Genomic DNA, 12,278 nt, shown 5'->3' with positions numbered 1-12,278 from the left:
TCATACTTGAGTAGTATTTAACTCATTCAATGATCGTGGATTTCCCATTTTAATTGCTCTGCTTTTATATTTTCAACAATATTAATATTGCTTTTCCTCATTTTTATAGTTAAAGCGTATAGTGCAGCACCATATACTGGCTTTAATATAGGAGTAATTAGCTCAATACATTTATTTTCATCTTGAAAGTGTTTTCTTAGAGGAGATAAAATATACTCACCTGCATTAAATACTCCTCCTGAGTAAGAAACCAATAACTTTTCCTCAGGTAAAAAATCTAATTTATCTATTATAGATTTAATAGTTAAGTAAAGTTCAAATGCCGCTTGTGAATAAGTTTCTATTGAAATTTTGTCATTTTCTTTAGCCGCTTTGTATAATAATTTCGCTAGTTTTGCAACTTCCTCTCTTTTCATTTCCATCTTATTCACAACAATATCAAGTAGATCAAAGTCATTTTCAATACCAAATTCACTTCGAACAATATGATATAAAGGTGTTTTCTCTACTCTCCCATCAACTTCTTTAGTAAATATCTCTATGACCTTTTTGCCAAGCCAAAATGCTGAGCCTTCATCTCCACAGAACGAACCCCAACCACTAGATCGAGCAACCTTACCTCTATAGTCCACACCGTATCCTATTGCACCTGTTCCAGCCACAATGTTTATTCCAGGGTTACATCCTAGAGAACCCGCCCACGCTACTACAGCATCATTTACGCATTTATATGTATCCTCCATTAGGATACTTTCAACCACTTTTTCAATAATATCAATATCTGCTGATATTTCTCCATATCCTGCAATTCCAATTACAGAAAAATCTATCTCCGATATACATATATTTGCTTGTTTACAAACCTCTTCTATACCTTCCAACATAACTTTTTCGAATGTTTTTAAAGATGTTTGTTTGTAATGGCAGGTAGGCTTAATGTGATGACCAAGCACCTGTCCATTTTCATTTATTATGATGAATTCTGTTTTAGTTCCACCTCCATCTACCCCTAAAAAGTTCAAACAAACTCCCCCTATCACTAAAATGTATGAAAATTAAAAATTATTGTAATAGTCCTTCATAGTCACTACTCTGTCTGTTAATCTTGACTCTTCTGCTGCAAATGCCATCATATGACTTTGTACGGAAACATTAGCAGATGTCAAAGCTTTACCTTTGTTAGATAAGATTAAAGATATAAAATCTTCCATTATCCCTGTATCTCCACCGCCATGCCCTCCGGTGATTTGCTTAGGATTTAGTACTTTTCTTTCATTTGTATCAAATAATTGAACTTCTATCTCATTTTTACTGTCTATTGCACGAATTTCTCCTTTAGTTCCCATTATTTTAAGAGTCCTATTCACTTGATTGGTAAATGCTGATAAGTTAAAAGTCGCTGTAACATTATTTTCAAATTCTAATATAGTACTTTGATGATCAACTACATTATTGTCACAATTGTATACACATCTTCCATAAGGTCCTTGCTCAACTGCCTTTTTAACCTCATCTATTGTTTGAATTTCAACTATTGCAGTAGTTGGCCATCTTCCAACGTTATTGTAATATAATTTAACTGCTGAATAAGGACACTTACTTTCTATTTTACACTCAACACACCTATCTCCTGCACCTTCAGGTTTTCTTTCCTTTTTAAAATAGCTTAACTCACCAAAGGAAGCTATTTTTCTGCAAGGACTTCCCACTAACCATAATAAGATGTCCATGTCATGACAAGACTTTTGTAACATTAGAGAACTTGATAAATTTGAATTTCTCCAGTTTCCTCTTACAAAACTATGGCCAAAATGGAAATATCCAATATTTTCATTATGTTGAATGGACATTATATCCCCTATTTCACCGCTGTCTATTATTTTTTTGATAGTATTAAAAAAAGGTGTATATCTAAGCACATGGCATATCATAAATACTTTGTTATTTTTCTTTGCAAGTATTCCTAATTTCATTACTTCCTCTGGGATACTTGACATAGGTTTTTCTAAAAGTATATGATAACCTTTTTTTAATGCAAGTTTTGCAGGTTCAAAATGTGTTCTATCTGGAGTAGCAATAACCACTGCATCGCAGAATTTATCTTTTTCTAAAAGTTGTTCCCATGATTCAAATTGATATTCTGGCTTTACATTATGTTTTTCTGAAAACTCTTTTCTTTTTATTTCATTTGGTTCTGCTACTGCTACAAATTCTATATGCTCAGGATTTATAAGTGCGTAATTCCCGTAAATATCCTTACCTCGTTGTCCTGCTCCTATTAATCCAACTCTAATTTTTGACATTTTTAATCCCCCTCAACTAATTAAGATTTCTAAAATATTATAAAATAAATTTCAATCATATTAACCTTTTGTTCCAGTAAAAGCCATTCCTTCAACGAATTGTTTTTGGAATATTAAGAATACAATTATCATAGGCCATATAGCAAGTACCGTTCCAGCCATCATTACTGGATAGTTAGTTGAATGCTGTCCTTGCATGGAAGCAAGACCTGCTGACAATGTCATCTTATCTATAGATGTATTTGCAATTAAAGGCCACATTAATGAGTTCCAGCAATATAACATTGTACTTATTGCAAGTGCAGTTAATGCAGGTTTAACTAGTGGAAGCATTATCTTTGTCAATATTTGAAAACGATTATAACCATCCAATACTGCAGCTTCTTCCAATTCCTTTGGAATATTCATAAAAAACTGTTTCATTAAATAAGTGCCAAAAGCGCTAAACAAACCAGGAAGAATAAGGGCAGGTATTGAATTTAATAATCCTAGCTTTTTAATAATCATAAACTGAGGGATTATAAATATTTGTCCTGGTACCATAAGTACAGATAGTATAAGAATAAATATAAAATTTTTCCCTGGAAAATCAATTCTCGCAAAGGCATATCCTGCCATAGAGCAAAAAACCAATTGTCCTATAGTTGTTACTACAGTGTACACAATAGTATTGTAATAAAATGTTCCATAAGGCAACGTATCTATAGCTTTTTTATAATTGCTCCACTGTGGTGAAGATGGAAAGATTTTAGGAGGTATTTGTGTTGTTTCTCCTAATGTTTTAAGTGATGTTAGTATCATCCATATAAATGGTATTGCTGTAGTAATTACTCCTATTATTAAAATAAAATGTATAAGAATTTTTTTATTCTTACTTAAATTTAATCCATTCATTTTCAACTCTCCTAACCTATTCTTACTAATCAACAAATCTCTTTTGTAGTTTAAGTTGAAATGCTGTAATGATAAGTATTATTACAAATAATACTATAGAAATTGCTGATGCATATCCTTTATCAAGATATTCGAATGCATTTTTGTAGAATAGATATACAATGGACATAGTACTATCTATTGCCATACTAGTCTTACTAATCATCATAAATATGATGTCAAACATTTGAAGAGCACCAATTAATGATGTAATTGAGACAAAGAATATTGTTGGTGCTAATAGTGGTAAGGTTATTGAGAAAAATTGTCTTATTGGACCAGCACCATCTATAGTTGCTGCTTCATAATAAGATTTTGGAATTCCCTGAAGCCCTGCAAGAAAGTAAATTATTTTCATTCCAAGCGAACTCCATATGCCTACAATTATTAAAGCTGTCATTGCGTATTTAGGCTCTGCTATCCAAGCATGTCCCTCTAAACCAAGTTTAGCTAAAACATGGTTTATCAAACCATATTGTCCATTGTAAAGCCATTTCCACATGGTAGCAATAGCAGCTGGCATAGTGACAGCTGGCAAGAAAAACAATAATCTATAAAATGAGATTCCTTTTATTTTTAAATTTAATAACGTAGATATGACAATTGCTAAACAAATACTAATAGGAACAGATACTATGGTAAATTTGAAGGTATTAAGTAATGCTCGTGGAATAGTAGGATCTGAAATAAGTTTCTTATAATTTTCAAGTCCAATCCATGAGTATTTTCCAAAAGAACCTAGGTCAGTAAAGCTATAATACAGATTCTGAAAAAAAGGTATTATATAAAATATACCCAGTCCTAATAATAATGGTAGTATTAATAAATACCCCCAAAGACAATCATTCAATTTTTTACTTTTAAGTCTACTTTTTCTCTTAGGAGGTTTTTTCTTTTTAATTTCTCTTTCTTCAACAATTAATGTATCCATTTTGATCCCCCTTCTTTAAATCTAATGAATAGTACAAACTAGATGAGCTATTTTAAAAAAGTCCAACTATAGGGTTACAATATGAAAACTTAATATATACTCTGGAAAATAAGTTTTCTATAAAAATAGCTTAAATCCTTAAAAATTAAGGATTAATAATGAAGAATGAAGAATTTAGGAAAAAATTCACTAAAGGTGAATTTCTTAAAATAAAATCTATTTTCCAAAAACTCGAAAGGCTTTGGCCATGGAGTTTTAACCATAATTCTTCATCTTTCATTCTTAATTTTTCATTCATAAAAAAGATTTTTTTGTTATGAAAATTAAAATCATGTATAAGTTAAATTTTCATTAATGAACCCTATAGCTACACCAATATTAGTTTTCACCTTACTTTTCTTGTTGAAGTACTTTGTCCATTTCCTCACCGATTTTTTTCAATCCTTCTTCAACGGATATTTTTCCAGCCCACATTTGCTTAATGTAATTAATTTCAATATCATTCCATTTTGGCGTGTTTTTTGATGTTGGATACATTATTGAATAGTCTAATTCGTCAATATATGCTTGAAGGTTTAGATTAGGATAAGTCTTTTTCCATATATCTAATACATCCATACGTGCAGGGATAACTACTCCTGATTTTGCCCAAATTTCATTTGCTTCTTTACCTCCAAGGAATTTCACAAACTCCCAAGCTTCTTTAGGATGCTTTGTATTAGCAGAAATAACATTGCTCAATCCATGTATTACTGCTGCGCGCTCTTTAATCAATGGCATTACAGTCAAATCAATATGATCTTTTATTAATTCATTTTCCATAAATACAGGCACATCCCATGAAGCTGCGTTAACCATAGCTAATCTCTCAGCCTTAAACATGTCTATTTCAGACGTATCTGACATTTCTTCTATAGTAGGTGATATTCCCTCTTTTATAAGATCTATCCATATTTGTGTTCCTTCTATAGCTTCTGGAGAGCTATATCCTGATTTTTTTCTATCCTCTGAAATTATAAATCCACCACTTTGAGGTATTGAGTTATAAAGACCTTCTTGTGTATCAGGTCTTGCAGCTATTCCGTAAACGCCTTTTTCTTTATCTGTTAATTTTCTAGCCGCTTCAACCATATCATTCCACGTCCAATTTTCATTTGGATATTCTACACCTTTCTCATCAAACAATTTTTTGTTATACCATAACGCTGTTAAATCCCAATCTTTTGGAATACCATATAATTTATCATCAACGGTATATAACTTCACTAAGCTTTCTGGATATAAACTTAAGTCCATATTATCTTCCTTCACCTTATCATCAATAGGTAACAGTATTCCATTCGATGCATATTTAACTATATTTGGACCATTAATCCAGAATATATCTGGAAGAACTTCACCAGTAGCAGCAGCTTCTAGTTTTGTCCAATATTGACCAAAAGGCGTTAATTGAATGTCAATTTTAATATTTGAGTTCTGTTCTTCAAATTTGTTAGCTATCTCTCGCAGTATTGGTTCTTGATACTTGTCCCACAATCCAAAGGTCAAAGTTACATTGTCGTCATTACTAGTAGTTTTGTCATTAGTTTCTCCGCTGCATCCAGCAAGCATTGTAGTCACTATAATTACGGAGAGAATAGTGCCAACCATCCTTTTAAATTTCATAATATTTTCCCCCTTAAAATATATGATAGTGTAAAGTTTTTCACACTACTTTTTAAATTTTTAATATATATGAAAGGTTACACAGTTTTTTAAATAAAAAATAATGACTTTCTAATTTCATCTTATAATTTACTACTATATATCGACTTACACTATTTAAATATATTTTTATAGATACTACTCATAACTATAAATTGATACTCCCTTAACTACCCTATTAACAAGTCCACTTGGATTAGGATTATCAGGCTCCACATGTGCTTTTACTGAGCATAATATTGCGAATACTTGAGCGTAAAGTAGATAAAGTAATGATATATAAATTTCATTATCTATTTTAATTGGATATTTACTTAAATAAAATTGATGATTTGAATTCTTTTCAACCTCTTCATCATATTCCTTTGTGATTGAAACTATCTTATGTTCTCCAATATTGTTATAAATTTCATTTAACATATCTTTATCATATTTTTTTGCATAATCATCTATGGAAACATATAAAAATATTAAAGTTTCATCATCAACAATCGACTTAGGACCATGTCTAAACCCTAGTACCGTCTCATTATAAGATATAATGTTCCCCCTAGTTAGTTCTAATAGTTTTAACGAGCTTTCTTTTGAAATTCCAAAGAAACTGCTAGATCCTAAATATACAACCCTATTATAATCATAATCTAATAATTTTTTCTGCTCCTTATATCCAACATCTAATAGGTGTTCGCCAAGGGCTGACATTTCAAATACCTGTCTTTTATTCTCTTCAAAGTTTTCCATATCAAAAATTAATGATGCCGCAAGGGTCATACAGGTAAAACTACTAGTCATCGCAAATCCTAAATCATTAGATTTATCTGGCATAAGCAGTAAAAAAGCATTTTCATTTTCCTCAGATATTTTTGCTAGTTTTCCTTTTGAATTGCATGTAATAAATATATGACTTATATCATCGACTAACTTATTAGCTAAATCATAAGCTGCAACACTTTCAGGACTATCCCCTGAACGAGCAAAGGATACTAATATTGTAGGAATATGGTTTTTAAAATATGACTCAGGATTAGAAACTATGTCTGTTGTAGGTATAGCTTCAAAAATACATTCCTTTCTTTTGTTTAAATAGGGAATCACTACTTCTCCTACATAGGCAGAGGTACCAGCTCCTGTAAATACCACCCTAATCTTTTCCTTTTTAAGTCTTTCATCTATAAACTTGTTAATACTATCTTTATTAGTTTCAATTATTTCTAATGTTTTAAGCCAAAGCTCCGGTTGTTGGTATATTTCTTTAGCTGTGTTAAGTCCATTCAGTTCTTTCCATTTATCTTCATTAAATCCAAACATTTCATCACCCTTATCACGTCATAATAACATGATGTCGTTATGTCATCATGTTGTAATTACCAGTTAGTTTAAAAAAAATTTATTTTTTTAATAAAACATGGTATTTAAATTTATCTCCTCTTGCAATACCTTTTGTATATTCAATAATCATATCATTTTCATATGTTATTCTCTTTATCATCATTGCAGGCAATCCAGAATTATATTTTAGTATTGCTGCTTCTTCTTCACTAGCTAGCACTGGCTGGAATGTTTCCTCAGCACATGTAAAGGTCGTTTTGTATTTCTCCGTAAATATATTATACATTGCGTCTTTTTCTAGCTGGTCTTTTGTAAGCCCTGGAAATCTACTACAAGGCACATAACTTGTTTCTAACATCATTGGCTCATTATCAGCTAGTCTTAATCTTGTAAATACATAAACTTTTTCTCCTGACAATAAGTTCATCTTTTTTGCTAATTCATCATTACATTCTATTATTTTAAAATCCAATACTTGTGATGATGGTTTCTTTCCTATTTTTTTCATTTCATCAGTAAAGCTATAAAACTCTAAAAGATCCTGTTTCAATTTTTTTGGTGAAACAAAGGTTCCTTTTCCATGTTCTCTATATACATACCCTTCTCTTTCTAATTCTTGCATCGCTTGTCTTACAGTAGATCTACTAACATTGTAAGTTTCACACAATTCTCTTTCTGAAGGTAGTTGATCGTTTTCATTCAGATATCCATGGTCCATCATTTCTATAAGGATATCTATCAACTGGTAATATAATGGTATTCTGCTTTCTTTATTTATGTTCTTCATAGTTTCCACCTACAATTATTTTTATTACTGGTACGTACCACCTACTTAAATGTTATATTATTTTTCATATGCTGTCAATACAATTTAACAATTTATTTTATTAATAATTAAATTTAAAATTAATATTTATTTTTATAAGACCTTTAGTCCGTTATCTTGCCTTAATAAATATCTAAAAAAGTTAAGTGTTAAATTAAGCTTATTTCTTAAATACGTAATTTTTGATTTCTTCTACATCTTTTTTGCATTTTCAATTATATTTAATTTACAAATTATATCTTGATAATCCTTTTCTAGCTTCTCTTGCTTCAAACCTATTTTTTCTTCCATTCTTAATATGTAAAAGATGCGACTAATACTATCTATACCTGTATTTAAAGTATTAGTCGTTCGTATACTCTATTTGACTATTATTTGTGTCATCCATAGCGCTTATAGTTGAATTTAAGGCTTGTGTAACTTACTATAATAATCTAGTCATTTAATCAAATATTCTTAGATTTGCAGATGCAGTTACCATATAATCATCTCACTTTCAAGACATAATAAAAGCACTTACAAATGTAAGTGCTTTAAAATTATTTTAATCCAACTTGTGCTTTCCCTTGTACTTCGTTATTAATGAATGTTACATTAGCATTTGATCCAGCTACTCCATTTCCATACCATGTAATTATTGTGTTATTTATACCATTCATTTCAACTTGTGATGAAACAGTACCTTTGCTTCCTACAATTTCTGCTACTTCTTCATATGTCATTCCTGTTTCTATCTTATTATATTCCTCTAATGTTATATATTCACTATTATCAGAAACACCAGAAACGGATTTTTGTATTGAATCATTCTGCATAGCAGCAAAGAATACTGTTCCTATCCCTAGTATAATAAAAATTAAGATAGACATTAAGCATCCTCGTTTTTTTCTAGGCTTTCTACTTTTTTGTGCAATGTTATCTTTACTAAAATCATTACCACATTTCTCACAAAATTTAGCGTTGTCCTTTATTTTCTCTCCACAGTTTGAACAATATTTAGTCATTAATATAAATCCCCCATATATACCAATTTTTTCTTTATCATTTTAATTTTAGCAGAAGGTGACATATTATTCAATATTATCTTCTCTTTCTCCCTTTTTTAGCAGCTTTTTTCACTCTCCATATGTAAATCAATGCTAGCATATATGAAAGCTCTTTCTTCTTTAGACATTTTAGCAAGTGTACTAGGAAAGTTTTTAAGTCTATAGGTGGTATGGTGAGCATATATCGCCTCCCTACCACCTTACCTTTACATATAATAAAAACACTTACCAATGTAAGTGTTTTTATTATGTATTACTTTTATCTAATATTATATTTAAACTCTTGATTATTAGCTTTTATGATAATTGCTAAAGGTTTATTATCGCTCTCCATACTTTCAGGCACTGTTGCTAGAAAGTGAAGTATTCCATTTGCTAATGGTTCTATTGATGTTATATTAGTATAAGTAAAATCTGATCCATCATCATATTCTATTGTTGAAAATGTACCATATTCATATTTATTATAAAGAATTTTAACTGATAAAAATTCATCTGCCATTTTCCCATCTGGTAGGAGATTCTTTATATTTATAACAGATTCAAAAAGTGTTTTCCCTTCATCTTTAGACTCATAGTAAGAATAAACACCTTCTGCATTCGGTGGACTTATTATTTTATCAAACTTAGTATCCTCAATTGTTAATTCACAATAATCATCTACACTAACTACTTCATCTTTTTTGATTTCTTTTATTTCTGAACTCTTTTCTTTTTTAACATCTTCTTTTTTAGTATCTTCTTCTTTTTTGCCATCATTATTATCTTCTACTACCTCATTATTTTTTTGAGGTTCTAAATCTGTTTTTTGCTTACAAGCACTAACTGTAAAAAGTAATGTAATGATAAGTAATATACTTGCTATTTTTTTCATATGTCTCTCCTTTATTGCCAATATTTCATTTCTATAATAGCAAAGCATAACTTATTAGACAAGCATTTCCTTTATCTTTTTGCTTTATTTCAAATAGTTTTCTCTTTTTCTTCATGCAAATCTATTGAAGCATATATAAAAGCTGTTTCATTTCTAAGTATATCTCTAAGAACGTTAGGTAGAATTTAAAATCTATGGGAACTTAGTTAGCATAACTCGCCTCACTGTTACCTTACTTTTACATATAATAAAAACACTTACTAATGTAAGTGCTTTTATTATTAAAATACATTTCTAACTTAATTTTTTACTTTATATTCTGATTGAGTTTTCGTATGATTTTCTATATTCCTTATTATTTCTTCAGCACTGATTTTCTCTTCCTCAGGCTCTATAGTTTCATATTCAGCATCTGGAGTTAATGTTATATTATCTTGTTTTGGAATTTGTCCTGTCTCTTGTAAGTAATCTGATACTATGTTTTCAGCTTTTATAGTGCTCACAAGTATCCAATCCTCATAAAGCTTACCAAACTTATTTCTAAACCACTTTGTTGTATATTGATTAGAATATTTAAATAGTGAGTATATATCTCCTACTCTATTACGTATTTTTATACCATCATCATTTGTCCATTCTACAATTTTAGTTAAATCAGCTTTTCTTATATCTTTTAAATCTACGTTTAAAATACTTCCGTCCAACTTATAGTAAATATCAGCGATACTTTCATATTCATGTCCTATAAGTTTTTTCCACCCTGCCATTTCTCCCGTTGCAGGTTTTGATTGTAATTTTTCCTTTTTATATGGAAACCATTTTTTATATACATCATATGGAACTTCATTTTGAGGAATCATTCCTACATATGTTGTTGAAGTTGGTTCATAATAGTTGCAATTAGTTCCCAGTATTTCACATACCTCTTGTAATGATATAAAAGTATTATTATTGTAAAGAATATTATTAGTATTCATTTTCTTCCCATGAATTTTAACGCTACCACTATTGAAAGTAGCATTAATATTGGCTAAATCTTTCGAAATAAGTGATTCCTTTGTAGTTTTATCTGTCTGCTTGATATTTTTCCAAGAATCAATAACATTTTTAGGAACTTCTCCAGCAGGTACCTGTCCTATATATGTTGTCTTAGTTTTTCCATAATAGTAAACATTCATATTAAATAGTTTAGCGATACTGTTTATTGGCAGATATATTTTATTGTTATATAACATTCTGTTGCCATTAAAACTAACCCCATTGACTTTAATATTGGTTTTATTAAATGTTACCTTTATATCTTTTTTATTTGTACTTGCAAATGCAGAAACTGGTGTAATAATAAGAATAGTGATGACTAAAAAAACCAATATTTTTCTCATTTTTACTTTCATTATAATTCCCCCCTTATTTACTATATTATAACAATATAGTATTTAGGAGTCTACTAAGTTGAATAATATTTTGGATGGCAATTATATTTTTTGCCACCGTATATATCTATATCATCAAACATAAAATAATTTTCTTTTACTTTTAAGAAAACAATTACTCACAGCCCTCTCAGAGTGTCAAAAAACTCCTAAGCGTAGTAAGCGAAAAATGCTTTCTCCATATATTCTTATAATATATACTTAGATTTAGTCACTTACTAAAGACTATTAAGGTACAATAGATTGGATAAGTAAATTAGAAATGGAGGCATAATGGTGATTTTGAAAAATCATAAAAAGTTTTGGAATCGTCTTGCTAAGAATTATGAATATAATTCTGGTAAAAACGAAGAAAAAAACAATATTATTATAGAACGTATTAAAGATTTTCTACACCCAGATACTATTATGTTAGAGCTTGCTGCTGGAACTGGAATATACGCACTAAAATTAGCACCCTTTTCTAAACATATTGAAGCAACTGATTTTTCTGAAGATATGATAAAAATCGCAAATGAAAAGGAAATACCTAATAATGTATCTTTCTCAGTTCAGGATGCAACTAATTTAACTTACTCAGATAAATCTTCTGATGTTGTACTAATAACTCATGCCCTTCATGTTATTCCAAATCCAGAAAAAGCATTAGAAAATATATATCGTGTATTAAAAGATGATGGAATTTAAATTGCTCCTACTTTTGCACGCAGAGGTCGTTTTTTGAAACTGATTATTACGCCAATTTTGAAAATATTAGGTTTTCATCCATGGAAGTATGAGAAATTGATTACGTTTTTTAAACGAAATCAATGGACTGTTTTAAGCAGTAATTTTACTAGTGATAATTCCTTTTCAGTTCTTATTATTGCTAAAAAGAAAATTAAAGCTTAAAATGCCAT

Annotated in this window: 13 protein-coding genes; 2 read left to right on the top strand and 11 right to left on the bottom strand. The window is 29.8% G+C overall.

What is annotated here, in order from left to right; translation table 11 throughout:
• Positions 1 to 26: 26 nt before the first annotated feature.
• From ACWPW7_RS11425 to ACWPW7_RS11375, 11 genes are all read right to left on the bottom strand, one after another.
• The gene (locus ACWPW7_RS11425; protein ID WP_454053596.1) at positions 27 to 1,022 is read right to left on the bottom strand and encodes an N-acetylglucosamine kinase; all 996 of its coding nucleotides are present in this window, start codon (positions 1,020 to 1,022) and stop codon (positions 27 to 29) included.
• Between the two features lie 33 nt (positions 1,023 to 1,055).
• Positions 1,056 to 2,303: a Gfo/Idh/MocA family protein gene (locus ACWPW7_RS11420; RefSeq protein ID WP_454053595.1), complete on the bottom strand. Its 1,248-nt coding sequence runs from the start codon at positions 2,301 to 2,303 to the stop codon at positions 1,056 to 1,058.
• Positions 2,304 to 2,363: 60 nt separating this feature from the next.
• The gene (locus ACWPW7_RS11415) at positions 2,364 to 3,197 is read right to left on the bottom strand and encodes a carbohydrate ABC transporter permease (RefSeq protein WP_454053594.1); all 834 of its coding nucleotides are present in this window, start codon (positions 3,195 to 3,197) and stop codon (positions 2,364 to 2,366) included.
• A 25-nt stretch (positions 3,198 to 3,222) separates the two neighbouring features.
• A complete protein-coding gene (locus tag ACWPW7_RS11410; RefSeq protein ID WP_454053593.1) occupies positions 3,223 to 4,167 on the bottom strand; it encodes a carbohydrate ABC transporter permease in 945 nt (314 codons plus the stop codon).
• A 390-nt stretch (positions 4,168 to 4,557) separates the two neighbouring features.
• Entirely contained in the window at positions 4,558 to 5,832 is a 1,275-nt protein-coding gene (locus ACWPW7_RS11405) for an ABC transporter substrate-binding protein (protein WP_454053592.1), read from the bottom strand.
• 177 nt (positions 5,833 to 6,009) lie between these two features.
• Complete coding sequence (locus ACWPW7_RS11400; RefSeq protein ID WP_454053591.1) at positions 6,010 to 7,179, bottom strand: SIS domain-containing protein; 1,170 nt, start codon at positions 7,177 to 7,179, stop codon at positions 6,010 to 6,012.
• 79 nt (positions 7,180 to 7,258) lie between these two features.
• The gene (locus ACWPW7_RS11395; protein WP_454053590.1) at positions 7,259 to 7,987 is read right to left on the bottom strand and encodes a GntR family transcriptional regulator; all 729 of its coding nucleotides are present in this window, start codon (positions 7,985 to 7,987) and stop codon (positions 7,259 to 7,261) included.
• A 231-nt stretch (positions 7,988 to 8,218) separates the two neighbouring features.
• On the bottom strand, positions 8,219 to 8,335 hold the full coding sequence (locus ACWPW7_RS11390) for a BhlA/UviB family holin-like peptide (protein ID WP_454055502.1): 117 nt from the start codon (positions 8,333 to 8,335) through the stop codon (positions 8,219 to 8,221).
• Between the two features lie 230 nt (positions 8,336 to 8,565).
• A complete protein-coding gene (locus ACWPW7_RS11385; RefSeq protein ID WP_454053589.1) occupies positions 8,566 to 9,030 on the bottom strand; it encodes a zinc-ribbon domain-containing protein in 465 nt (154 codons plus the stop codon).
• Between the two features lie 301 nt (positions 9,031 to 9,331).
• Positions 9,332 to 9,946 (bottom strand): LptM family lipoprotein, encoded by a 615-nt coding sequence (locus ACWPW7_RS11380; RefSeq protein ID WP_454053588.1) that lies wholly within the window; start codon positions 9,944 to 9,946, stop codon positions 9,332 to 9,334.
• Positions 9,947 to 10,245: 299 nt separating this feature from the next.
• Entirely contained in the window at positions 10,246 to 11,340 is a 1,095-nt protein-coding gene (locus ACWPW7_RS11375; RefSeq protein WP_454053587.1) for a hypothetical protein, read from the bottom strand.
• Between the two features lie 312 nt (positions 11,341 to 11,652).
• On the opposite strand from ACWPW7_RS11375, the gene ACWPW7_RS11370 reads away from it, so the two are divergent.
• Positions 11,653 to 12,066 (top strand): class I SAM-dependent methyltransferase, encoded by a 414-nt coding sequence (locus tag ACWPW7_RS11370; RefSeq protein WP_454053586.1) that lies wholly within the window; start codon positions 11,653 to 11,655, stop codon positions 12,064 to 12,066.
• Positions 12,067 to 12,099: 33 nt separating this feature from the next.
• Positions 12,100 to 12,270 (top strand): hypothetical protein, encoded by a 171-nt coding sequence (locus tag ACWPW7_RS11365; RefSeq protein WP_454053585.1) that lies wholly within the window; start codon positions 12,100 to 12,102, stop codon positions 12,268 to 12,270.
• Positions 12,271 to 12,278 lie beyond the last annotated feature (8 nt).

This window comes from Clostridium sp. Marseille-Q7071 (assembly GCF_965112025.1).
The sequence above is the reverse complement of the archived record's forward strand: the minus strand, read 5'-3'. Positions and strand labels throughout refer to the sequence as shown.